Here is a 23,734-nt window from a genome sequence, read left to right on the forward strand (position 1 = left end):
GTCACGGTGCGCGCTAAATGGCGTCCAACTTTGATGTAACACTATATCATCGCTGGCAACAGTCGACATGATGGAACCCGAGAATGAATGAGCAAACCTCCAGTTTTACTGGCACCAAGCTACCCGTAACCGTGCTTTCCGGCTTCTTGGGAGCGGGCAAGACCACTTTGCTCAACCACATTCTCACCAATCGTGAGGGCAAAAAGGTCGCGGTGATCGTCAACGATATGTCCGAGGTGAATATCGATGCAGATCTTGTGCGCGGAGGCGAGGCGTCCTTGTCGCGCTCTGAAGAGCAGCTGGTCGAGATGACCAACGGCTGCATCTGTTGCACGCTTCGCGATGACTTGCTCAAGGAGGTTCGCACGCTCGCTGAGGATGGACGGTTCGATTATCTTGTAATCGAAAGCACGGGGATTTCAGAGCCCTTGCCAGTGGCCGCGACCTTTTCCTTCCGCGATGAAGCGGGGGAGAGCCTGGGCGATGTCTCGCAGATCGACACTATGGTGACGGTGGTGGACGCGGTGAACCTTCTTGCTGATTATTCCAGCGACGATCTCTTGGCGCATCGGGGTGAGACTGCGGGCGAAGAAGATGATCGGAGCCTTGTTGCGCTGTTGGTTGAGCAGATTGAGTTTGCCGATGTCGTGATCGTCAATAAGGCCGCCGATGTCAGTCCTGCGCAGCTTGCTATGGTCAAAAAAGTCGTGGCTTCATTGAACGCTGATGCGAGGATCATCGAATCCAATTACGGCCAAGTCTCTCTTGATGACGTGGTGGGCACTGGCCTTTATGACGAGGAACAATCCGAACAGCACCCGCTATGGCTCAAAGAACTCTACGACTTTGCCAGCCACCGTCCGGAGACCGAAGAATACGGCGTTGAAAGCTTCGTTTACCGTGCGCGTGCTCCTTTTGACCCAGCCAAGCTCTATGCCTTCCTCACCAGCGACAATCTCGACAAGGTGATCCGTGCCAAAGGTTACTTTTGGACCTCCACCCGCACTGAGTTCTTGGCCGAACTCGCAATCGCAGGGCGCCAGAAAAGCGTCTCGCGCATGGGCATGTGGTGGGCCGCAGTTCCCAAAAACCAATGGCCGGTGGATGGCACATTCGAAGAGTTCGTCTCCAAAAACTGGGACCCCATCTGGGGCGATAGGCGGCAGGAAATCGTCTTTATCGGGATTGATATGGATCAGGCGAAAATCACCGAGGCTCTGGATGCAGCGCTGGTGCCGGCGCAAGGCTACACACCCGAAGAGTGGGAAGGGATGGACGACCCGTTTCCTGCTTGGAGCGAGCCCACCGTTCAACCTGCGTAAGGTTGCTATAAAAAACCCGGTTGCCAAGGCGCTTTTGAACCCTCAAACATCTCGCCAAAGAGAAGAGAGGGATATTTCATGGCGCTTACAACGCTCACATATTTGACCACCACCCAATTCGGTTTTGGTGCGCTTGAGCTTTTGCCCAAGGAAATGAAGAACGCTGGTATCACCAAGCCGTTTATCGCGACTGATGCCGGGCTGGTGCAGGTTGGTATCGTTGATACGGTTAAGGCGGCGATGGGCGTAGATTCGGTTGTCTTTGATGAGACCCCCGGCAACCCCACCGAAGAAGCGGTCAAAAAGGCGCTCGCTCTCTACGAGGCCGAAGGATGCGATGGGATTATCGCGCTAGGCGGTGGTTCTTCAATGGACCTTGGCAAGGCGGTTGGATTGCTTGCAGCATCCGGTGGCCCGCTTGAGCAATATGACCCGCTTCAAGGCGGCGCGCGCAATATCAAAGGCATGACGCCGCTGATCGCTGTGCCCACCACGTCAGGCACGGGCAGCGAGGTTTCGGTTGGCTTCGTGATCATCCTTGAAGATGGGCGCAAGATGACCTTTGCGAGTCCGCATTTCATCCCGAAAGCTGCGGTTTGCGATCCGGAACTCACCATGGGCCTGCCGCCGATGATGACAGCGGCGACCGGTATGGATGCGATCACGCACTGTATTGAGGCGTTTCTCACGCCGAATGTGAACCCTCCTGCAGAAGGCGTTGCCTTGGATGGTCTGTGGCGCGGAATGCAGTATTTGCCGCGCGCCGTGAAAGATGGATCAGACCGCGATGCGCGCTGGCATATGATGATGTGCTCGACCGAAGGCGCGTTTGCCTTTGTGAAGGGTTTGGGCGCAGTTCACGCTATGAGCCACGCGGCTGGCCGTATTCGCCGCCTGAACCCGCACCACGGGACATTGAACGCGGTGTTCCTCCCCGAAGTGCTGCGTTTCAACGAGAGTGAGTGCGGCGAGAAATACGCGCGCCTTCGTCAAGCCATGGGGTTAGAACCGGGCGCTGATATTGCTCAGGCGATTGCCGACTTAAATGCCCAAATCGGCATCCCAAGCGGATTGGCCGAAATGGGCATTGTCGAGGACGACATCGCCGAAATGGTCGAATATTCGCTCAAAGACTTGGCTGCGCGCGGCAATCCACGCCGCGCTTCCGCGGAAGACTTCGAAGCAATGATTCGAGCCTCGATGTGAGGAGTTATGCGCTTGCCCAGGGTCCCGTAATCGCAAGGGTCTTGGTCGGCGCATAGGCGTTCACAAACATCGTCTTGCCATCGGGTGAGAAACACGCGCCAGCAGGCTCGGTCTGCACGGTAAGGCGCGCCAGTTTATAAGGGCGCCCGTCAGGCGTGACCCCGCGCAGGTGGTTGTCGACCACTTCTGTGTATTGGTCTTCGCAGACCACCAAATGCCCATTGGGCGCAACGCACAGATTGTCGCCATAATTGAACTGGTCTTCGCTCTCGCTCTCAAAGAACAGTTCAAACCGATCAGGCGCGCCGCCGCGGCCTGGCACAAGGCGAAAGATCTGGCCCAGCTTTTTGACACCGCCGCTGGTGGAGCACATGTAAAGCTCACCATCGCCCATATGCAGGCCTTCGCCCCGAGCGATAACCGCCGCGCCCGCCGTTGCTGCGCGTGTGCGCAGGTCGTTCTTAGGCGCTTCGACATCATCGAGATCAATCCAGCTCACAGCAAAGCTAGTGCCCAAAGGCATTGTGTTCGCGTCCCAATTGCGCGTGTCAGCGGGACCGTTTTCGATCACCATGGCCTGCAACTTGCCACCTTCGGAAAGCTTGCCGGGCACCTTTGGAATGAAGCGATAAAAGACCGAGTCGTTCATATCCTCGGTCTGGTAAACATAGCCGGTTTCCGGATCGACGCAGGCGGCTTCGTGGTTGAAACGGCCCATGGCGCGAAGGGGTACAGGGTCCACCAGGCCCGTCGCTTCACCGGGCACTTCGAAGGTCCAACCGTGATTAACTGCAAGCCCATCGCCAAAACGCTGGCCAGGGCCAGTGGGCGCTTCTTCACAGGTCAACCAGCTGCCCCAAGGGGTTACGCCGCCCGAGCAATTGCGGATCGTGCCGCCAAGGGTGCGGAATTGGCGTTTCACTTCAAGGGTCTTAGCGTCGAGCACGATATTGGTGGTGCCACCGGGAGTGATTTCTCCATTCCAAGTGCCATAGCCTTTGGCGATCGGACCGCCTGGGCCATCAGTCGGGATAAGCTCGTGGTTGCGCACCAGAGCGATCTCGCCATTGCCGATATCGAGGCAGCCCATACCGTCGGCTTTGTCAGGAACGGTGCCGCCATCGCTCATCGCATCGCCAAGGCTTGAAAGGACGCGGTAGGAAAAACCCTCTGGTAAATCGAGAATGCCATTGGGATCCTGAACCAAGGGGCCGTAGTCAGTGAAGCTCGAAACAGAGCCGGTGCTGGCCGAGGCGAGTCCAGCGCCTCTGGTTGAACACCCGCTTGCGATGAGAGCCGCGAAGGCGCTGCTTGTGGCGGTGAGGAATTGGCGACGATTGCCATTTGTGTTCAGCATTTGTGACATGTTCTGGAGCATCCCCTATCTACGCTAACAATATGGGATTGGATGAAGACAATTGCACGACAATTTGCGACTAATCCCCGCCAATCTGCGACAATTCTTGTTGGCCCCATCTAGCCTGGGCGCGAATCCCATAATCGATAGAATACCCCGCCTTCGTCATAACCCGTCAGTTCGAGGACCCCGCTGACCGTGATCACATTGGTACGATCTGTGTCGAAGGGGATGGAGGCCATCACCTCGATGAATTGCATCGGCGCCGCGTGAAAGTGGAATGGGCAGCCCGGCGGATATCCAAGAAGAACAAAACGCTTTTGCTTTGAGCCCACCTGGAGCGGGTCCATCCAGCCAGACACTTTGATCCGCTTACCTTCAAGAGCGCGCTGCTCCCGCGTGAAGAGCGGGTAGGAGACCAGATAGCCGGCCTCATCAGTGCGAGTGACTTCTTTTGCTGCCTCCAAAAGCGACCATGAGGTGCCGCCGGCTGGGGTGGGCGCAGGCTTCCAAATGTCCTCAATTGCAGCGCCTTGCTTGGGATCAGGCGGATTGGCCAAGTCATTGAGTGCAGAGCCAGAAGCCCTTGCTTTCGCCTGATTGACTACGGAGACGGATTTTGGAGTTGCGTCAGTCTCACTGGCGAAGTGTAGGAATGTTTGGACGCCGACAAGGGTCAGGGCAGCCAAAATGCCGACCCGCCAAGTTACCATTTTGAGTGTATCACTTTTCTTCATTCTCAACTTCTTGCCAATACGCGCGCTGGGTCAATCCTGTACACTTGGGCAGCAGGGATCAAGGCGGCCAAGGCACCGATTGCGATGACAGCAAGGATCAAGAATGCCTCTCCCGATACCGGCGCCCATGCGGTTAGCCCAAGATCGGTCAAAGTCGCAAATTGGCTTCGCACAATCCCAATAAGGGCATGTGCGCCGATCCATCCGGCGACTGCGCCCACTGCCGCCGCGATCACCCCTTCCAGAATTACCGTTGCGAAGACCTGAATGGGAGAGGCTCCCATCACCCGCAACAACGCCAGGTCACCTTCGCGCCCGCGCGCCATATTGAGGAGCGCCACAAAGATGGCAAGCCCGCCGGTCGCAGCGAGCAGCCACGCAAAGACGCGAATGCCTTCAATGCTTGCGTCTAGCAGTTCCAGCAGCCGTGCGGTTTCAATCGCAGGGACTGCGGCTTGCATCTCAGTCAGTCGGTTGACCATGGCTGGCACGCGAATGGCGGCCGATGCATTGCGGTATGTGACCAGCAGAGCGGTTAGGTCCGGTTCAAGGCTGGGTATATGGGATTGAGGCGCGCTAGCATTTGTTGTTTCGCCGTTATCATGGTCATGGCTCTCTTGATCTTCTTCAAGGTGGTCATGGGAAATCCCGTGCACGTCCCATACGCTTTCGACCGATGTGAGGATGAGGCGGTCCGCGACCGTTCCGCTTGGTGCCAGAATGCCCACGGTTTCAAACGGAGCATGGTCGTGCCCTTGTCCATCACCATTTCCGTTCGCGAACCCATGATTACCGATAAACCTCTGACCCAGTTGCGCACCGGTTTCTTCCGCCACTCTTGAACCAATCACCGCCTGCATAGGACCATCGAATTGAGCCCCCTCGGCCAATTCCAGACTATAGCTTTGCGCAAATGTTGCGTCGGTTCCAACGATCCGAAATCCGCGGAAATTGTCGCCAAGCGCCAGCGGGACCACGCGCGAAACGGCAGGGTTGCTTCGCAGCCTATCGAGGCTGTTATGGGGAATATTGCCTGTCGGCTGATCGATGTGAAAGATGCTCGAGAGGATTAGCTGCAAAGGCGATCCCTTCGCGCCCACCACAAGGTCTACACCAGCGGCATCGCGCTCAAGCCGCTCGCGCGCTTGCTCACCGAATTGCAGGAGCAATACGAGCATCGCGACCGAAATGGCGAGCAGGAGCACATTCAGTGCCGTGGTCAGTGGCCGGTCACGCAAATAGGCAAGGGCAAGCGATATCATCCTGTCACCTTCCCATTTTCAAGCATCAGTGTGCGACCGAACTGCGAGGTTAGCCGATCATCATGCGTTGCAATCAAAAGACTTGCACCAGCGCTGCGAGCCGCCTCGATCAGCATTTCAGCAACAACCTTTGTGTTGCCCTTATCAAGCGCGGAGGTTGGCTCATCTGCGATCAAGAGCTTGGGTGAGACTACCAATGCCCGCGCAATGGCGGCGCGCTGTGCTTCACCTTGACTCAGCTCAAAGGGGCGCGCCTTCGCGCGATGATTGATGCCCAATTGTTCAAGAGTTTCATCGACTTTTGCCGCGTTTTGGACACCATTAGCGAGTCTTTGTGCCAGCAATAAATTGGCACGCACGTTTAGTGCGGACACCAGTCGTAGGGTCTGAAAGATAATGCCTATATGAGCCTTGCGGACCCCATCGTGCACTGGCTGATCACCTAAGGTGACTGTGCCGCTATCCGGCGTTTGCAACCCGCAAATGACGTTGAGAAGGCTCGACTTGCCAGACCCTGATGCTCCCAAGAGTAGCGCTTGTTCACCAGAATCGAGCACTAGGCTCACATCTCTCAATACACGCGTATCGCCATAGGAAAGACCAATGCCAGACACTTCAAGTTGCATGGTCAGCTGGTCCGATTCGTCACTGTGGGTGAAATGGAAGGATGAATCATAGGTGCATGGGTTCGCTCATCGCGCGGAAATAATAGGGGGCAAAGCGCAATTTGCAACGCGCTCTCCGGTGAGTTCAGACATACTTGGGGTGGCATTCTTGGGGGTGGCATTTCTGGCCGCCTTCCTTCACAGGGTCACCATTAGCGATTGACGCTCGTCCGCTTGCCTCATAAGGACGGGCGTCTTTGCTAACGGATGTTACAACATATCATGGAGCTTACTGTCAAAAGCGATAGTGCCGCAACTGCGCTCAGCGCCTTGTGCATTCTGCACTGCCTCGCTTTGCCTCTGCTAGCGAGCACGATGCCTTTCCTGACGGTTGTTGCTCATGCAGAATGGTTGCACTGGCTGTTTGCTGGGCTTGCGGCGATTATTTCGGCTAGCGTTCCGTTCCGCGATGTATTGGCCCGAACGGCGAGCTTTCTGGTCCCAGCTGGGCTTGGGATCACATTCTTGGTTGCAGGCCTTTTCGCCGAAACGCTCGGCACAAGTGAAACCATCCTCACCGTTATCGGCGGGCTTTTGGTCGCCTTTGCGCATGTCCGCCGCATTATCGTGCATCGTTGAGCACCAATTTGAACAGCGGTATTCCTCGGCTCTTAGTTCTTGGCACCGGAGGAACAATTGCCGGTAGCACGGCTAGCGCAACGGGTGGCTCATATGCAGCAGGCGGACTTAGCTTAACCTCGATGCTTGGCGACTTGGCTGGGCTTGAGCTTTCTGCTGACCTCATTCCCAAACCCATCGCGCAAATCGGCTCGCAGGACATGGGCTGGGATGTGTGGGATGCGCTGCATAAAGAGATTGTTGCGGCGCAAAGTTATCCTGAAATCGACGGGGTGCTTGTCACCCACGGCACTGATACGGCTGAAGAAACCGCATATCTCCTTGATCTCACACTAGCGGTGGACAAGCCGGTGGTGCTCATCGGCGCAATGCGGCCAGCAGGCGCGGTTGGGGCCGATGGGATGCGCAATTTCGCCAATGCGGTGCGGGTGGCTTCTGACCCGGATGCCAGTGGGCGAGGTCCGCTACTGGTGATGGGCGACACGGTGTTTGCGGCCAAAGATGTGCGGAAGGCGGCAACCTCCAGCATTGATGCTTTCAAAGGCTATCCAAGGGGGCCTGTTGCGCGGGTAACGCCGTCCAGCCTTGATTGGTTTGGCGGTGCGACGCGCAAGGGTGAGTTTGCGCGATACCAGTGGCCCGAGGCTCTACCGCGTATTGCAATCCTGACAGCGGGTGCAGGGATGGATGCAAAGCCAGTGGAGGCGCTCTTGAGCATTGGCTGCAAAGGCATTGTGCTTGCCGGAATGGGGCAGGGTAATGCGCCCGAATGCGTGCTTGATGCGTTGGGGGAAGCGGTGAAGAGCGGCGTGCCTGTCGTGCGATCAGCGCGCGTCGATGAAGGGCTGGTCGACCGCAATGTCGAGGTTGACGACGATGCCTATGGCTTTGTGGCGGGCCGCGCGCTTGGTCCTGCCAAGGCGCGCATCTTGCTCATGGTGCTCCTCGCAAATGGGGTGAGCGACAGAAGCGAAATTCAGGCCGCATTTGACCGCGGTTGATGCGTTGCTCGCGGCCCACACCAGAGTGCAGGCCGCGAACACCTAGTTCCAATTAACCCCAAGGCGTGACGAGGTACTTCTCGCCCGTTTTCATCTGACGATAATCAAGGATCGCCTCCTTGGTCAGCATGCCTTCAAGATCAACTTTCGCCTTGTAGCTAGACGCAAATGTGGTGCCCAGGTTCTCGAGAACGCGGGTACGCATACGCACAACTGTTTCCATGCCAGCCTTAGCAAGGAATGGGGTGAGCAGCCATCCAGCGACACACCATTGGAGGCCATAAGACGGCGTCAGAATGGTTGGGTTCTGGAGGTCCAGACGGCCATATTGATACATCTTCTTGTCTTGGTTCGAGCCGTAGCGTGAGTATTCATCCATTTGGCTCGCCGCGACCTGCTCCATGGCTTTGAGGACGGTGTCAGTGTTCTGGCCGCCGCCAATCGGGTCGAAGCCAAGGAAGGCACCTGTTTCGGCAATCGCTGCACGAAGTTGCTTCATGTAATCATCGTCAGATGAGTTCACGACATACTTTGCGCCTTGTGATTTCAACAGGTCCACATGCTCTTGGCGACGCACGATATTGACGAGCTTGAGGCCGTCTTCCTGACAGATCTTGTTGAGCATTTGGCCAAGGTTTGAGGCGGCTGCCAAGTGGATGATCGCATCGTGGCCTTCCATCTTCGCGGTCTCGACAAAGCCAAGCGCGGTCATCGGGTTCACAAAGGAAGACGCGCCTGTCTCGCTCGAATGATCGCCCAGCGGTAAGCACATCATCGCATCGGCGATGGCATATTGGCTAAATGCATGGCCCGGTACGCAAGCAACGCGTTGGCCCATAAGCGCTTTTGCCATATCGCTATCGCCCGTGGCGACCACGGTGCCCGCACCTTCGTTGCCCGCTTCCAGACGCTGACCATGACGGCCGCGCTGACCGGAGAGGAAGGGCTCAGGCATGTCAGCGACAACTTTGCCAGTTGAGTATTCGGCGTTTTCAAAGTCAGCGGCGCTGGTCAGGATCGCAAGGTCCGACGGGTTGATAGGTGCTGCTTCCATTTTGACCAGAACTTGGTTGCCCTTGGGCTCTGGGAAGGTCTCTTCGCTCACTTCGAGGGTGAGTTTGCCTTCTGCTGTAAGCGTCGTGAACAGCTGTTTACCGGTGGTCATAAGTCTCTCTCCAATGTGGGATTATTCGGTCGGTTTCTGGTCTGGGTGCTCTCTGGGTGAGAGCTCAAGAATGGTGGCCATTGTAGCCCAGACCGCGAGTGTGGGTTGCAATTTGGGAACTTTGGTGAGCGAAAACCACTCTTCCGCCAGTTGCGGCAGAAAATAAATTGCGATGGCCGTGCTTAAGACGCTGAACAAAGTAAAATCACTGAGCGCTATGGATTGGATCATCATGACGATAAGCGCGCTGATGACGAGCAAAGCCACAAAGTCGAAGATGGGCAAGTTTTCACCTCCCACCAGAACAAAGCCAAGCACCGCGCCAAAAACAATGTTCAGCGCGTTCAGTCCAGCGCGATAATCGCCGTCGGTCATTCTCGAATTGGTGGGAAACTTGTACCAATTGGCCATCAGATGCCGTGCTCCTCTGGATAAATCGCCTCTACGAAATAGAGACCATGTGGCGGCGCGTTAAGCCCTAATTCTTGGCGATCTTTTGCCGCTAGGGCACGGCCGATTTGCGCCTCGTCCCACGTGCCTTGGCCCACCAATTTGAGGCATCCGACCATGGACCGAACCTGATGGTGAAGGAAGCTTCGGGCGTGTGCATAGATTCGCAATTCATCGCCCTCGCGCTCCACATCAAGCCGGTCCAAGGTCTTCACCGGATCATTCGATTGGCAATGGGCAGAGCGAAAAGTGGTGAAGTCATGAAGCCCCACAAGGCTTTGCGCGGCGCGGTGCATCGCCTCTGCGTCGAGGGGCTGGGCGACATGCCACACTTGGTTCTTGGCAAAAGTCAGCGGCGCACGGCGGTTGCAAATGCGATAGACATATCGCCGCTCCACACAGCTAAACCGCGCGTGCCAATCATCGGGCACGATCTGGCAATCAAGGATCGCAATAGGATGAGGGCGAAGATGCGCATTGATCGCTTCGGACAGGCGGAACGGGTCGATATCTTTCTCAAGGTCAACATGGGATCGCATAGCCAGCGCATGAACGCCCGCGTCTGTCCGTCCAGCGCTATGCAGGGTAATGTCCTCACCCGTAATCCTGTGCAGCGCATCCTCGATCGACTGCTGCACAGAAGGCCCATGCTTCTGCCGCTGGAGTCCGTGGAACGGTGTCCCGTCAAATTCTATGGTGAGCGCGTAACGGGTCACTTGAGTACAGTCCCAGGTGCAGCTGGTCGCCCGCGCAGATACTCTTCGCGGTCCATCGCCGGTTTGCCGGCCCGTTGCAGCCTAAGGGGGCGGATTGCGCCCGACCCGCAAGCGATGGTGAATTCCGCGTTCAGTACTTCGCCAGGTGCGCCTGACCCGTCGGCCTTTTCCGCCAAAAGCAGCTTCACCCGCTGATCGTCCACTTCGAACCAAGCACCCGGGAAAGGAGCGAGCCCTGCCACATGGCGAACCAGTTCGCTTGCAGGCCGAGACCAATCCATGCGTGCCTCGGCCTTGTCGATCTTGGCGGCATGGGTGGTTAGGGCATCATCCTGGGCGACGGGAGGATAGTCATCAAGGTCGCTCAAGACCTCCACCATCGCCTCAGCGCCCATTTGCCCAAGTTCGGTGAACATCTCGCCCGTAGTCTTGGTCCCAATCGGCGTCTTCATAATATGCCGCATGGGTCCGGTATCGAGCCCGGCCTCCATCTGCATAATCGTAACGCCCGTCTCCTCGTCCCCCGCCATAATCGCGCGGTGAATGGGCGCAGCCCCGCGCCAGCGCGGCAGGATCGAGGCGTGGATATTGAGACAGCCGTGCGTCGGTGCATCGAGCACCGCTTGCGGCAAGATCAGACCATAGGCCGCGACCACCGCAATATCGGCATCCAAAGCCGCAAATTCTCCTTGCGCCTCTTCATTCCGCAGCGATTTGGGTGAACGCACCTCAAGACCCAGCTCCTCAGCCTTTGCCTGAACCGGGGAGGGGCGCAGCTTTTTTCCACGGCCCGAACGGCTTGGCGGCTGGGTGTAAACGCAGGCAATTTCATGGCCAGCATCGTGCCCAAGTTCGTGTAGGGCCGCCAGCGCGGGCACCGCAAAATCGGGCGTTCCCATAAAAACTATGCGCATAAGGGTGTGCGTGAACCTTTGTGAATTGACACGTTCGCCCTATCTCCCCCCACATGGCATCGCAAGAGATCGAAGCTCTATCCTCCGCGCTTGCTCGTCTGCCGGGCCTGGGCCCACGCAGCGCGCGGCGTGCTGTGCTGTGGTTGGTGAAGAACCGGGAACAGGCCTTGCCAGACTTACTTGAGGCGCTGGATGGGGTTTCCCAATCGCTTGTCGAATGCGAGACCTGCGGCAATGTTGACACGACAAACCCTTGCAGCATCTGCGCCGACCCACGCCGTGATGCGAATAGCCTTTGCGTGGTTGAGGATGTCGCCGATGTCTGGGCTTTGGACAGAGCGAGACTGTTCCAAGGGCGCTATCATGTCTTAGGTGGGAAGCTATCTGCGCTCGATGGCATTGGTCCCGAAGACCTCAACATTGCCGCACTTTTGGAGCGCGTATCTGAAGGCGAAATCGACGAGGTGGTCCTCGCCATGAACGCAACACTCGAGGGGCAAACCACCGCGCATTACCTCGCCGAGCGGCTGGAACAGCATAAAGTGCGCATAACGCAGCTTGCTCATGGCCTACCGGTTGGTGGGGAACTCGATTATCTCGATGAAGGAACCTTAGCGCAGGCTCTCAGGGCAAGAAGGCCTGTTGGATAGAAGGCCTGCGGAGTATTTGATGCAAGACACAATTGATTGGACAAAGAGAAATGACACAAACACCCAGCCCCCTTTTTTTAGTCGTTCAAGCGATTGAAGAGAAAGGCCATGTCGCGGCGATCTTCTTGCGTGGCAACGCCAACTATATGGTCGAAAGCATAACCAGTGACCCGAATTTGCCGGGCCTGTGGATTTGCACCGGTACAAAAGGGCATAAGATCATTATTGACGAATCCTGTGTGACATCCGTGGTGGAACACGAATCTCAGCCTTAGCCGCCACGCTGGGCAAAGCCGATCAGTTTGATCGAACTCTTGCGCTTGCGAGCTGCGCCTGCCCGCACTAAATTGAGAGTATGGCTATCCGCGAAATCATTGAAGTGCCGGACCCCCGGCTCAAACTTGTGTCCGAACCCGTCAAACCGGAAGAGTTCAACGACGACTTGAAACTGCTCGTCGAAGACATGTTTGAGACCATGTATGCTGCCCCTGGCATCGGCCTGGCAGCGATTCAGGTTGCGATTCCAAAGCGCCTGCTGGTCATTGATTTGCAAGAGCCCGATATGGACGCGGAGCCGATAAAGGATGAGGACGGCAACGAACACCCTCCGATCAAGAATGACCCGCGCGTCTTCGTGAATCCAGTCATCACGCCTGAGACAGAGGAAATGTCGACCTTCCAGGAAGGCTGCTTGTCCTTGCCGGAGATTTACGCCGATGTGGACCGCCCGGCGTCGTGCATGGTTGAGTATCAGGACCTTGATGGCAACTCCCACAAGGAGCACCTCACCGGCATGATGGCGACCTGCATTCAGCACGAGATGGACCACCTCGAGGGGATCGTCTTTATCGACCACCTGTCGCGTTTGAAGCGCAATATGATGCTGAAGAAGCTGAGGAAGCTGAGGGCGGCGTAGCTTTTCGGGGATATCCTGCAAAGCGCTGGTGTTCCATTTATGTTCCATGCTATAAGTAAGCATGGATAATGCAACTCTTATCATCATAGTTTTGGTAGTTGGCTTCGCTCTTGGGGGCGGAGCGGCATGGTTTTTTGCCTCTCGGCTTGTCGCTGAGCTGCGCGAACGACTTGCAACGAGCGAAGACGAGACAAAGGCGCTCGATGAGAAGTTTCGCCGCGCGGCCACAGACCTTGCGACCATGTCTGAACGGGCAGGGCGCGCGGATGGCTTGGCGGATGAGCTTGCCAAGGCAAACCAAGAACGCGCACTTCTGGCTCAGCGTTTGGCCGCAGAAGAAAGCAGCAAGCGGGAACGCGAAAAGGCCTTTGAAGAGCAAAAGCGTTTGCTCGGCCAAGCGCGCGAGGAAATGACCAATCAGTTCAAGGCCGCCGGAGCAGAGGTCCTGCGCCAGAACCAAGAGGCTTTCCTGCGCCGAGCTGAAGAACGCTTTAAGCAATCCGAGGAAACGGGCGAGGCGAAGATCAAGGCTCTGCTCACTCCCGTGGGCGAAAAGCTCGCGAATTACGAAAAGCAGGTCAGCGAGTTAGAGGCCAAGCGCACCGATGCTTTTGGCCAATTGCAGGGCCTCATCCAATCCATGCGAGAGGGGCAGGAAGAGGTCCGACGCGAGGCTCAGCGTTTGGGTAATTCGCTCACCAACGCTCCCAAAGCGCGAGGCCGCTGGGGAGAGAGGGCTTTGCAAAACCTGCTCGAACAATGCGGGTTGGCCGAGCATACCGACTTTATGATGGAGCATTCGGTTGAAACCGAGGAGGGGCGGCTTCGTCCCGATGCGATCATCAATGTGCCGGGGCAAAAGAAGCTGGTCATCGATTCCAAAGTCTCGCTCAACGCCTATCAGGCGGCGTTCGAGGCCGATGATGACGACACGCGCAAACGTGAGTTGGACGCGCACGCAAAGTCCATGCGCAATCACGTCCAAACCCTGGGCGCGAAAAGCTATCAAAGCCAATTTGAAGAAGCGCCCGATTACGTCATTATGTTCATTCCAGGGGAACATTTTGTGACCGCCGCTTTGGACGCCGATCCGACCTTGTGGGACTTTGCCTTTGAACGCCGGGTCTTGCTCGCAACGCCGACCAATCTGGTAGCCATTGCTCGGACCGTTGCGCAGGTCTGGCGGCAGGATGGCTTGGCGCAAGAAGCCCAAGAGATCGGACGTATGGGCGCGGAACTCTACGGTCGTCTGGAGACTGCCGCCTCGCATCTGAAGCGTGTTGGCGGTGGGCTTGAAACAGCGGTAAACAACTACAACAAATTCGTCGGCAGCTTTGAACGCAATGTCTTATCCTCAGGCAAACGCCTCGCCGAAAAAGGTGTCGAGATTGGCAAGCGTGAAATTGAAGAAGTGCCTTTGGTTGAGAGCGCACCGCGCTACAATGCGGCGGATGCGGCGGATGCGGCGGATGCGGCGGATGCGGCGGATGCGGCTGAGGCTGGGGCGGATGAGGGGGGCGACGAGCAGTCTGCTTTCCCGGCGCTCGAAGAGAAGCGCGACGCTGCCGAGTAATTCTCGAGCCGCAGTCTGCGCTTTGCAGCGAACGCAAAACTGCTAGGCATGCACCATGCCCCTGCGCTGGAAAATTCCTGTCTTAAGCCATGCAGTCTATTCCGTATGGAAACTGGATGCAGCGCGCAAACTCGCCATGATCGAGGACTGGATCGCATCAGGCGAGCGTTTACTCGAAGTCGGCTCGGGTCCGGGAAGCGTGATCGATGTGTTTCGCGAGGCTGGCCACAATGTGACCGGGCTCGACATTGCTGACAATGCGTTCTCCCCTGACCTTGTGCCGGTGGTATACGATGGAGCGCGCATGCCTTTCTCAGATCGAGCGTTTGATACTGCGCTCATTCTGACCACGCTCCATCATACACCCGACCCGGATCATATCATCCGCGAATCTGCCCGCATCGCACGGCGTGTCATCATTATCGAAGATGTGTTCGAGACACGCTTGCAGGAGCGCTACACCAAGCTAACCGACAAGCTCACAAACTTCGAATTTTTCGGCCACCCCCACACCAATAGAAGCGATCAAGGCTGGCGCGAGAGCTTTGAGCGCATGGGGCTGGAGCTGATGCACGCCAAAGTGCACAGGCTGCTCAAGCTCTATCAGCAGGCAGTCTATGTGGTGGAACCGCGTGCTTAAGCGCTGAGAGAATCTAAGACTTCATAGGCCAATACCGCGCCCGCAACGGCGGCATTGAGCGAGTCCGCGCGGCCCTTCATCGGCATGGTCACCCGCAGATCGCATTCGGCTTCATAAACCTCAGGAAGCCCCTGTGATTCGTTGCCAACCAAGATGAAGCACGGGGATTGATAGGGCGCACCACGGTAGGGCACAGCATCTCGCAAGCTGGCGGCCACAAGTTGACCAGAGCCGCCGCGAAGCCAAGGCACAAACTCCTCCCACCGAGCCCGCGCAAGCCCTTGGGTGAACACAGCGCCCATGCTCGCCCGCACGGCTTCCGTGCTAAAGGGATCGGCGCAATCATCAATCAAGATCAACCCACCAGCGCCCACTGCATCGCCCGTGCGCAGCATGGTTCCCAAGTTTCCCGGATCGCGCAAGTCTTGCGCGATCAGCCAGATATCCGCGTCACTTCGGTCAAGGGAGCCGAGTGCGGTGTCAAACTCATCGAACACCCCAACAACGCTTTGTGTGTTCGATTTGCCAGTGATCTTGGAGAGAATGGCGGGCGTTGTGGTGATTACCTCACCGCCAGCGGTCTCAACTTCGCCCTCCAGACCGTCGAGGAGCGGGTGAGGGTCGCGGTTCTCCGCCATCACAAGACTACGAGGGATATTACCAGTGCTACGCGCATCTTCGAGAAGTCGCAGACCTTCGACCAGAAACTGCCCGGCGCGTTTGCGCAGTTTCTTTTCCCGCAGGCTGCGCAGGTACTTAACGGTTGGATTGGAATAACCTGAGATGTGCTTGCGCATCTGCGCTCCGCCTTACTCTTCGCCAAAGCCGTCTTCGACGAGCGCGACGAGCTCGGTCAGCACATTCTCGGACTCATTGCCGTCGACGATCAATTCGATGTTGTCGCCTTTTGCCGCACCGAGCATCATCAATCCGAGAATCGAGCCACCCGCCGCTTCGTGGCCATCCTTTGCGACCTTGACCGCCGCGCCTTCAGGTAGAGCAGCGACGGCACCTACGAATTTGGCACTAGCCCGGGCATGAAGCCCACGCTTATTCACGATGGTGACGGTTTGTCGCAGCTCCCCCATCGGTGCGTCCTAACTCCCGCCGCTTGCAACGCGCGGCGGATTGTCTGCTCCCAGAAGTTCGCTGGCAACGGTGATATAATTGCGACCGGCGACCTGCGCGGCCTCAACCGCTTCGCTCACCGTCATATTCTTGCGCGCTCCAGCCAGGCGAATGAGCATCGGGAGGTTGATTCCAGCGATGACCTCCACCTGGCCTGCATCAAGCAATGATATGGCCAGATTCGAAGGCGTGCCGCCAAACAAATCGGTAAGGATAATGACACCGCGCCCTCCATCGACCTTCTCAATCGCATTGGAGATATCTGAGCGGCGCCGCTCCATATCATCATTGGGGCCGATGCACACCGTCTCAACGGCCGGTTGCTCGCCGACAACGTGTTCCATTGCTTCGACAAATTGGTCCGCGAGGCGGCCATGGGTTACCAGGATCAAACCGATCATGCTGCGAATTCAGTCCGTTCGTACCGAGCGACCAGCGCCCAAAGCGCACATCGCATCACCTAACACTAGCACCACCATCCGTTGCGATCCTTTAATCCCTATCACGGCATTACCCCTCAGAAGGACCCTCTTTACCGCCTTCAATTGTGTCCGTTACACGTGACTTCAAATTGCGGTGGCGGACAGTGGGCGAAAACCCAGCCTCGCGCAAGGCCTGTGCCATGCCTTCCGCAGTAAAGACGGAACGGTGTCTACCTCCGGTACAACCAAAGGCGACATGAACGTAAGCTTTCCCTTGAGCATGGTAGCGGGGAAGGACAGTCAAAAGTAGCGCGTGGATCTGTTTAAAAGCCTGGGCAAAGGCAGGGTCTTTCTTGATATGCTCGCCCACTTCACGGTCTTGCCCGGTCCTTTCGCGAAGCGCTTCAACCCAATGCGGATTGTCGAGAAAACGCATGTCAAAGACGAGGTCTGCAAGCGGAGGCATGCCGCGCGCAAAGCCAAAGCTTGAGACGGTTAATCTGGGCTCTGCCTGAAGCTCTTTGTCAAACAGAGTGCGCACTTGGGTTTGCAGGTCGTTGGAGGAGAGCTCGCTGGTGTCAATCACCACTTCAGCCCAGCGCCTTAACGGTTCGAGCAATTCGCGCTCAGCGGCGATCCCATCATGCACGGTGTTTTCCTGCGCCATGGGATGCCGCCGGCGGGTTTCGTTGAAGCGCCGCTCCAACTCGGTCGACTTGCAATCGAGAAAAATGAAACTGAGCGCGAGGTCGCTGCGCTTCTCCATACGCATAACAAGGGAAATGATTTCACCAGGAACAAAGCCGCGCGTTCGCGAATCAAAACCGATAGCAAGCGGTGCGCGTGACACTGCGTCGTCGTTACTCGCGCTGTTGCCTGGCTCACCTACGAGCCGCTCCAGCATGCGGATGGGAAAGTTGTCGATTGTCTCCCATCCCAGATCTTCGAGCACGGCAAGCACCGTCGATTTGCCTGCGCCGGCAAGGCCAGTGACGAGCAACAGCCTTTGACGCGAGTCGGATTGGGCAGGCGGTACAGTCATACTATTCCGTCTTATTCCTCCTTTGCCAGTAAGAAGGAAAGCAATTTGTCGTCGCTAGCCAAAGTGAAGCCCGTGCTTTGCCAATGCCAATTCCGCTCTGACAGCAGGAACCAGCGTGTCTGGATAGAAGGGAAGGTAGGGCACATTGACGCCAAGAATATCCCGAAGGGGAATAACATCCGGTAACCGCTCTCCCCCAACACGAAGCGAGAGAATGAGGCTAAGCGGGCGGGGTTCAGACAATGGGAAATTGAAGAGTCCAACGCCGCGCAGCTCCAGAAGGCCCTCGATATTGGGGGGAGGGCTCGCAATGAGGCGCTTGCCGCTTCGGGTGAGCGTCACGCAGTCATCGCCGATCAGTTGTGCGCCGCGGTCAATCAGAGCCAGCGCTAGTGAGGATTTACCGCTGCCCGGCGGCCCCTCAATCGCCAAAGCCACATCGCCAATTGCTACGGCGCTGGCCGAGAATAGACAGTGAGTTTCATCGGTCACAACGCATCCCCTTGATCACGCGTTACTCGGCAGCGGGAAGCTGCAAACGCAGGCAGGCTCCTTGCTCCCCACCCGGCCGAGCCTCTGCGACCAGCGAGCCATCATGCGCCTCAGCAATGGCACGTGCGATAGCCAAGCCAAGCCCTGAATGGTTGCCAAAATCTTCATCGTCAGGGCGGATCGAGTGAAAGCGTTGGAACACTTTTTCGCGTGAATCTTCAGGGATTCCGGGTCCGGCATCGCACACGGTTAGTGTGACGCAATTGCCATCATTGTCGACCATGACCTCGATACCCGCGTCGGGCGGAGAAAAAGAGACCGCATTGTCGAGCAAGTTCTCCACCACACGTTCAAGCCTCGCGCCGACTCCCAAGACATCTGCCTTAAACCCTCGCGTTTCGAGTTCGATTCGGTGGTCGTGGTTCTCAGAACGATTTTCGCGGCTGCCGATGATGGCACGGACCAGGTCTGCCATGTCGATGCGCTCACGCGTTGCTCGGCTCATTTCGGCATCGATCCGGCTGGCATCGGAAATCTCACTCACCAAGCGATCGATTCGGCGCACATCGTGGGTTGCGATCTGTTCGAGCTCGCGCCTTGTATCAGCGTCTTGCACTTTTGGCAGAGACTCCACAGCGCTCCGCAAGCTTGCGAGCGGGTTCTTAATCTCATGCGCTACGTCGGCCGCAAAACTGTCGACTGCGTCGATTCTCTGCCGCAGCGCCAAAGTCATGTCAGACACCGAGCGAGCAAGTTGACCAATCTCATCCTTGCGCTCTGGAAGGCGGGGCACCTCAACATCGCGCTCGCGCCCAAGCCGTACACGTTGAGTCGAGCCGGCAAGCAACTGCAGCGGTGAGACAATGGTGCGCGCAAGATAGAGTGAGAGCAGGGCAGAAGCGCCGAGCACAACAAGCACAGCCGTGATCAAGGCGGTGCGCGCTGCCCGGACACTTTCGGTAATGTCAACTGCATTGCGCACAGTCAGGAGGGTCGCCCCATTGAGACCAACCGGCGCAGCGGCCGTGATAACAGGGGTGCCATCGAGCCAGCGATAGAGGCGGATTTGGCTGAAACCCTCTTCGCGCGCTTGCACAAGCTCGGGCCAGGCATCTGCTGTTTGTCCTTCGGGCTCCACGAAATCGGGAACGGGTTCAGCGCTGACGATCGTATCGACCATCCGGTCAAGCCAGCGCGCGAGATCCTGTTCCCGGCTATCATTGGTTATGTCTTCAAGCACGAAAGCGGGTTCATCGAGTGCAAAGCTGTCTGCCCAGAGGAGACCTTCGGCGTCGAACATGCGCATGCGCATGCCCTGTTCTTGACCGATCTGAACAAGCAATGCCTCCTGCCTCGCCTTGGTGACCCCTGCCAATGCCTCGGCCGTAATCTGTGCTTCGATCCGCGCCAGTTTGAAGCGTTCGTCGATTAACTGAGTGCGATAGGTGTCGAGATAGAACAATCCGCCAGAGAGCAGCGCTAGCGGCAGAATATTCACCACCAGAATGCGCGCTGTGAGTGAGAATCGCGTAAACAGACCTGGCCGCTCAATCGCCTGACCTATGGCCTGCGTGATCGGTGGTCGCGGCTCGTTGTTGGTCTCTGCGCTGATGCTAGCCATCGGTAAAGCTGTAACCTGCGCCGTAAAGCGTATCGATTGCACCGAAGGTAGGATCCACGCTGCGGAATTTGCGGCGCATACGCTTAATATGGCTGTCTACGGTACGGTCGTCGACGAAGACATCGTCAGGGTAAGCGGCATCCATTAACTGGTTTCGGCTTTTGATGACTCCGGGCCGCGCCGCGAGCGCTTCGAGGATCAGAAACTCGGTCACGGTGAGGCTGACGGGTTTTTCGTCCCATTTCACGTGATGGCGCGCTGGGTCCATGAACAGCCGGCCGCGATCAATGTTGGCATGCGCGGTTTCGCTGGTGGAGGTGGTTTGCCCAGCTTCGCGTACAGGATCAGCACGGCGCAAAATTGCGCGGATGCGCGCGGTAAGGAGCCTGAGACTGAAAGGCTTGGCAATGTAATCGTCCGCGCCAAGCTCAAGGCCGACCTCTTCGTCAGCCTCGTCATCCTTACTGGTGAGGAAGATAACAGGAAGGGCGGAGTTCGCGCGCACACGGCGCAGCAATTCAAGGCCATCCATCTTTGGCATTTTTATGTCGAACACCGCCAAGTCAGGCGGGTTATCGAGTAATGCCTTCAAAGCGGTTTCACCGTCAGAGTAGAGGCGCGTGACAAAGCCCTCGGCCTGAAGAGCAATCGAGACTGTGGTTAGGATATTCCGATCATCATCGACCAGGGCGATTTCGACAGATTCGGAGGGCGCGCTTGCTTCGCCCAAGGATAGGCCAGGGGCATCGTTCTGTGTGGTTTCGTGCAGATCGCCTGCCATTCTGGCCCGTCCTTGTTTCGATTAATTCAGCAAGGGTAGCGCCATGCACCACGAGAAACAATGAAGCTGATTATTCCTTCATGCGCGGACTTCACAAAATATGTGAAGGACGAGGACAGGCCGAATTTGTCCAGACATCTGCTAGCTTGATCATAGGATTCAGGACTCTCGCGCAGGTGCGAAAAGGCGATGCGAGTGAATGCTGCGATGCAGCGTAGTGATGGGGGTTTGACGGCGTGAATGTGCGGCTTTATGCGCATCCCCACCATCGGGATCGGGTAAATTCAACGACTCGCCAGCACGGCAAAGTGCTGTCGGGATCTGCAGCCGGATCACTCGATGCATACGTATGCGTAGCCTAAGCGCAGAATGCGAAGCCGTCTCAGGAGTACCCACGTTGATCCCCCTTGCCCAGCCTCTTACCTCACAAGGCATTGAAACCCCTGCAACCATCCACTCTAACCTTGGCACTTCGGCTCTTGTCGAAGCGTCTGTCAGTGCGGGTGAGGGCCATCTTTCGAAGCATGGCGCATTGGTTGTGAAGACCGGCGCGAAGACCGGACGCAGTGCGAAAGACAAGTTCATCGTTCGCGATGCCACCACTGAGGACACCGTTTGGTGGGGCAAGGTCAATGCCAGTATGACGCCCGAACACTTTGCCAACCTCAAGGAAGATTTCCTGAGCGCGGTTGCGGGCAAAGAGACGCTCTATGTCGCTGACTTGTTCGGCGGGTCACAGCCAGAGCACCGCGTCAACGTCCGTGTGATCAATGAGCTTGCCTGGCATAATCTGTTTATCCGCACGATGCTGGTGCGCCCGAGCGCCGAAGAACTATCGAACTTTGCGCCGGAATACACGATCATCGATCTTCCCAGCTTTAAGGCCGATCCCGCTCGCCACGGCACCAATTCAGAAACTGTGATTGCAGTAAACCTCACCGAGAAGCTGATCCTGATCGGCGGCACGCGTTACGCTGGTGAGATGAAGAAGTCGGTTTTCGGCATTCTCAACTATCTGCTGCCGACCAAAGGCGTGATGCCGATGCACTGTTCGGCCAATATCAGCGCAGATGGCAAGACGGCAGTCTTCTTCGGCCTGTCCGGCACGGGCAAGACCACGCTTTCAGCGGACGCATCGCGCACGCTGATCGGTGATGATGAGCACGGTTGGTCAGACACGGCGGTCTTTAACTTCGAAGGCGGTTGTTATGCAAAAATGATCCGCCTCAGCGAAGAGGCAGAGCCCGAGATTTACGCCACAACAAAGATGTTCGGCACCGTGCTCGAAAACGTGGTGATGGATGAACAGACCCGCGAGCTTGATTTCGACGACAACACGCTCGCCGAGAACACGCGCGGCGCCTATCCGATCAATTTCATACCTAACACATCAGAGAAGAACCTCGGCCCTGCACCAAGCAATGTAGTGATGCTCACTGCCGATGCGTTCGGTGTGCTGCCTCCAATTGCTCGGCTGACACCGGATCAGGCAATGTATCACTTCCTTTCAGGCTACACAGCGAAAGTTGCTGGCACTGAGATCGGCGTGACCGAACCGGAAGCGACGTTCTCAACCTGTTTTGGCGCGCCCTTTATGCCGCGCCACCCAAGCGTTTACGGCAACCTCCTTAAAGAGCGCATCGCCAAGGGCGGCGTTCAGTGCTGGTTGCTCAACACCGGATGGACCGGCGGAAAATATGGCATCGGCAACCGCATGCCGATCAAGGCGACCCGTGCTCTGCTCAATGCTGCGCTCGATGGCAATCTTGATGGTGTTGAATTCCGTAAAGACCCCAACTTTGGCTTCGACGTGCCAGTTCATGTACCTGTCCTTGCTGAAGCAGGGATTGATCAGACGATCCTCGATCCGCGTAGTACATGGGCAGACAAAGCCGACTATGATGCGACCGCCGATAGGTTGGTGCGTCTGTTCATCGACAATTTCGCCGAATTCGAAGCACACGTTGACGAGGGTGTCCGCCAAGCGGCGCCTGCAGGAGTGGTTGCGGCCTAAACCATATACCAGTTTCCGAGCTGGAGAGGGGAGCCCCGCTTGGTGCGCTTGTAACAAGGTGCATCAAGCGGGGCTTTTGCTTTGTTTTGGCAAGCCTTTGAGGCACACTCTCGTCAACGATTCGATACGGGAGAAGAATGATGAGCATGCTGGACGGACTTTTGAAGCAGGTGGCCGGTTCGCCTGACACCGTTGCGAGCCTTGCTGAGCAGGTTGGCCTCGACCAAGGCATGGTTGAAAAAGCCGTCGCCGCTCTTGGCGCTTCTCACCCGGAAGAAGGCGATACGGTTGAGCTTGCTGCGCAGAAAACTGGACTCGATGCTGGGGCGCTTTCTGGTATCGTCTCGCAATTGGGCGGTGAAGGAGCGCTTGGTGATCTTGCCGAGAAACTTGGCGGCGATTCCAATCTTTCCGGCATCATGGGAATGCTCGATCGCGATGGCGACGGGAATCCGCTGGATGACATTGCTGACATCGCCAGCGGCCTGTTCGGCAAAAAATAAGACCAAAAGCGAGAGAGGGGAAAGCCGATGAGCCTCGCAGCCATGCTTCAACAAACGGGTGCCATTTCTTCTATGGCGCGCGAACTGGGTGTCGATGAGGGAACTGCCAAGACGGCTGCAGGTGCGCTCTTGCCAGCGATTGTGGCAGGCATGGGGCGCAGCGCCACTGGTGGAACCTCGACGCCTGACCCGCTTGGCGGACTCGGCAGTCTCGCTGGAGCAATCCTGGGCGGAGGCGGCGGCCAAAGTGCGGCTGGTGGCGGTCTTGGCGGCTTGATCGGCGGCGGATTGCTAGACGCGGTGCTTGGCTCAAGCCCAACACCGACTCAGCCCGGCAATGATATTCTCGGCAACATCTTTGGCAGCAAAGATGTGAGCCGCTCGGTCGCCGGCGAAGTTGCTGGGATGACCGGACTTGACGAGGGCATGCTCAAGAAGATGCTGCCCATTTTGGCGATGGCGGTGGCTGGCTACATGGCTAAGGAGGCTGGCAACACCGCATCGCACGGCGCAGGCGGTCTCGGCGGTATTCTTGGCTCAATCGTCGGTGGAATGATGAGCCGCTGAGCGACTGCTAG

General features: G+C 57.1%; 27 protein-coding genes. 12 read left to right on the plus strand and 15 right to left on the minus strand.

Features of this window, described 5'->3' with window-relative positions:
- The first annotated feature begins 83 nt into the window (after positions 1-83).
- Positions 84-1,322 (plus strand): GTP-binding protein, encoded by a 1,239-nt coding sequence (locus Q0778_RS14755; protein WP_298337108.1) that lies wholly within the window; start codon positions 84-86, stop codon positions 1,320-1,322.
- 78 nt (positions 1,323-1,400) lie between these two features.
- Positions 1,401-2,528 (plus strand): iron-containing alcohol dehydrogenase, encoded by a 1,128-nt coding sequence (locus Q0778_RS14760; protein WP_298337110.1) that lies wholly within the window; start codon positions 1,401-1,403, stop codon positions 2,526-2,528.
- A gap of 4 nt (positions 2,529-2,532) precedes the next feature.
- On the opposite strand, the gene Q0778_RS14765 is transcribed toward Q0778_RS14760, so the two are convergent.
- The 4 genes from Q0778_RS14765 to Q0778_RS14780 all read right to left on the minus strand — a co-directional run bounded on the left by Q0778_RS14765 (position 2,533) and on the right by Q0778_RS14780 (position 6,510).
- Complete coding sequence (locus Q0778_RS14765) at positions 2,533-3,885, minus strand: alkaline phosphatase PhoX (protein ID WP_366519550.1); 1,353 nt, start codon at positions 3,883-3,885, stop codon at positions 2,533-2,535.
- A 119-nt stretch (positions 3,886-4,004) separates the two neighbouring features.
- Complete coding sequence (locus Q0778_RS14770) at positions 4,005-4,622, minus strand: hypothetical protein (RefSeq protein WP_298301909.1); 618 nt, start codon at positions 4,620-4,622, stop codon at positions 4,005-4,007.
- Positions 4,623-4,624: 2 nt separating this feature from the next.
- Positions 4,625-5,884, minus strand: coding sequence for an ABC transporter permease (locus Q0778_RS14775; protein WP_298337114.1), 1,260 nt, complete (start codon positions 5,882-5,884; stop codon positions 4,625-4,627).
- A complete protein-coding gene (locus Q0778_RS14780) occupies positions 5,881-6,510 on the minus strand; it encodes an ATP-binding cassette domain-containing protein (protein WP_298337116.1) in 630 nt (209 codons plus the stop codon). The genes Q0778_RS14775 and Q0778_RS14780 overlap by 4 nt, the downstream gene beginning before the upstream one ends.
- Positions 6,511-6,756: 246 nt before the next feature.
- Here Q0778_RS14780 and Q0778_RS14785 point away from each other — a divergent pair, with 246 nt between their 5' ends.
- Both Q0778_RS14785 and Q0778_RS14790 read left to right on the plus strand, forming a co-directional pair.
- Entirely contained in the window at positions 6,757-7,128 is a 372-nt protein-coding gene (locus tag Q0778_RS14785; RefSeq protein ID WP_298337118.1) for a MerC domain-containing protein, read from the plus strand.
- On the plus strand, positions 7,125-8,129 hold the full coding sequence (locus Q0778_RS14790; RefSeq protein WP_298337120.1) for an asparaginase: 1,005 nt from the start codon (positions 7,125-7,127) through the stop codon (positions 8,127-8,129). Before Q0778_RS14785 ends, Q0778_RS14790 begins: the two co-directional genes overlap by 4 nt.
- Positions 8,130-8,181: 52 nt before the next feature.
- Here Q0778_RS14790 and Q0778_RS14795 read toward each other — a convergent pair whose 3' ends face one another.
- From Q0778_RS14795 to fmt, 4 genes are read right to left on the minus strand one after another with little or no spacing between them, the layout of a single operon-like run.
- A complete protein-coding gene (locus tag Q0778_RS14795; protein ID WP_298337122.1) occupies positions 8,182-9,294 on the minus strand; it encodes a zinc-binding dehydrogenase in 1,113 nt (370 codons plus the stop codon).
- A gap of 21 nt (positions 9,295-9,315) precedes the next feature.
- Positions 9,316-9,705: a hypothetical protein gene (locus Q0778_RS14800; protein WP_298301921.1), complete on the minus strand. Its 390-nt coding sequence runs from the start codon at positions 9,703-9,705 to the stop codon at positions 9,316-9,318.
- Positions 9,705-10,460 carry a tRNA pseudouridine(38-40) synthase TruA gene (gene truA, locus Q0778_RS14805; protein WP_298337124.1) on the minus strand — a complete coding sequence of 252 codons (756 nt, stop codon included), beginning with the start codon at positions 10,458-10,460 and terminating at the stop codon, positions 9,705-9,707. The genes Q0778_RS14800 and truA overlap by 1 nt, the downstream gene beginning before the upstream one ends.
- Positions 10,457-11,374 carry a methionyl-tRNA formyltransferase gene (gene fmt, locus Q0778_RS14810; protein ID WP_298337126.1) on the minus strand — a complete coding sequence of 306 codons (918 nt, stop codon included), beginning with the start codon at positions 11,372-11,374 and terminating at the stop codon, positions 10,457-10,459. The genes truA and fmt overlap by 4 nt, the downstream gene beginning before the upstream one ends.
- A 53-nt stretch (positions 11,375-11,427) precedes the next feature.
- Between fmt and recR the strand changes: the two genes are divergently transcribed.
- From recR to Q0778_RS14835, 5 genes are all read left to right on the plus strand, one after another.
- Positions 11,428-12,024, plus strand: a complete 597-nt coding sequence (gene recR / locus Q0778_RS14815; protein ID WP_298301927.1) for a recombination mediator RecR — start codon at positions 11,428-11,430, stop codon at positions 12,022-12,024.
- A gap of 50 nt (positions 12,025-12,074) precedes the next feature.
- Positions 12,075-12,299, plus strand: coding sequence for a hypothetical protein (locus Q0778_RS14820; RefSeq protein WP_298337128.1), 225 nt, complete (start codon positions 12,075-12,077; stop codon positions 12,297-12,299).
- 80 nt (positions 12,300-12,379) lie between these two features.
- Positions 12,380-12,940 carry a peptide deformylase gene (gene def / locus Q0778_RS14825; RefSeq protein ID WP_298301931.1) on the plus strand — a complete coding sequence of 187 codons (561 nt, stop codon included), beginning with the start codon at positions 12,380-12,382 and terminating at the stop codon, positions 12,938-12,940.
- A gap of 61 nt (positions 12,941-13,001) precedes the next feature.
- Entirely contained in the window at positions 13,002-14,513 is a 1,512-nt protein-coding gene (gene rmuC / locus Q0778_RS14830) for a DNA recombination protein RmuC (protein WP_298337130.1), read from the plus strand.
- A 55-nt stretch (positions 14,514-14,568) separates the two neighbouring features.
- A complete protein-coding gene (locus Q0778_RS14835; RefSeq protein ID WP_298337132.1) occupies positions 14,569-15,153 on the plus strand; it encodes a class I SAM-dependent methyltransferase in 585 nt (194 codons plus the stop codon).
- Here Q0778_RS14835 and Q0778_RS14840 read toward each other — a convergent pair.
- From Q0778_RS14840 to Q0778_RS14870, 7 genes are all read right to left on the minus strand, one after another.
- Positions 15,150-15,950: an RNA methyltransferase gene (locus tag Q0778_RS14840; RefSeq protein ID WP_298337134.1), complete on the minus strand. Its 801-nt coding sequence runs from the start codon at positions 15,948-15,950 to the stop codon at positions 15,150-15,152. The genes Q0778_RS14835 and Q0778_RS14840 overlap by 4 nt on opposite strands.
- A 12-nt stretch (positions 15,951-15,962) precedes the next feature.
- Positions 15,963-16,241: an HPr family phosphocarrier protein gene (locus Q0778_RS14845; protein ID WP_298301941.1), complete on the minus strand. Its 279-nt coding sequence runs from the start codon at positions 16,239-16,241 to the stop codon at positions 15,963-15,965.
- Positions 16,242-16,250: 9 nt separating this feature from the next.
- On the minus strand, positions 16,251-16,682 hold the full coding sequence (locus Q0778_RS14850; RefSeq protein WP_298301943.1) for a PTS sugar transporter subunit IIA: 432 nt from the start codon (positions 16,680-16,682) through the stop codon (positions 16,251-16,253).
- A 109-nt stretch (positions 16,683-16,791) separates the two neighbouring features.
- Positions 16,792-17,745, minus strand: a complete 954-nt coding sequence (gene rapZ / locus Q0778_RS14855; protein ID WP_298301946.1) for an RNase adapter RapZ — start codon at positions 17,743-17,745, stop codon at positions 16,792-16,794.
- A gap of 54 nt (positions 17,746-17,799) precedes the next feature.
- Complete coding sequence (locus Q0778_RS14860) at positions 17,800-18,237, minus strand: HPr kinase/phosphatase C-terminal domain-containing protein (protein WP_298337136.1); 438 nt, start codon at positions 18,235-18,237, stop codon at positions 17,800-17,802.
- 22 nt (positions 18,238-18,259) lie between these two features.
- The gene (locus tag Q0778_RS14865) at positions 18,260-19,858 is read right to left on the minus strand and encodes an ATP-binding protein (RefSeq protein WP_298301950.1); all 1,599 of its coding nucleotides are present in this window, start codon (positions 19,856-19,858) and stop codon (positions 18,260-18,262) included.
- The gene (locus Q0778_RS14870) at positions 19,851-20,639 is read right to left on the minus strand and encodes a response regulator transcription factor (RefSeq protein WP_298337138.1); all 789 of its coding nucleotides are present in this window, start codon (positions 20,637-20,639) and stop codon (positions 19,851-19,853) included. The genes Q0778_RS14865 and Q0778_RS14870 overlap by 8 nt, the downstream gene beginning before the upstream one ends.
- Positions 20,640-20,988: 349 nt before the next feature.
- On the opposite strand from Q0778_RS14870, the gene Q0778_RS14875 reads away from it, so the two are divergent.
- The 3 genes from Q0778_RS14875 (at position 20,989) to Q0778_RS14885 (ending at position 23,723) form a co-directional block, all read left to right on the plus strand.
- Entirely contained in the window at positions 20,989-22,653 is a 1,665-nt protein-coding gene (locus Q0778_RS14875; protein ID WP_298337140.1) for a phosphoenolpyruvate carboxykinase, read from the plus strand.
- A 137-nt stretch (positions 22,654-22,790) separates the two neighbouring features.
- Entirely contained in the window at positions 22,791-23,156 is a 366-nt protein-coding gene (locus tag Q0778_RS14880) for a hypothetical protein (RefSeq protein WP_366519551.1), read from the plus strand.
- A gap of 27 nt (positions 23,157-23,183) precedes the next feature.
- Positions 23,184-23,723: a DUF937 domain-containing protein gene (locus tag Q0778_RS14885; RefSeq protein ID WP_298337142.1), complete on the plus strand. Its 540-nt coding sequence runs from the start codon at positions 23,184-23,186 to the stop codon at positions 23,721-23,723.
- Positions 23,724-23,734 lie beyond the last annotated feature (11 nt).

The sequence above is a fragment of the uncultured Erythrobacter sp. genome (assembly GCF_947502395.1).
GTDB lineage: Bacteria > Pseudomonadota > Alphaproteobacteria > Sphingomonadales > Sphingomonadaceae > Erythrobacter.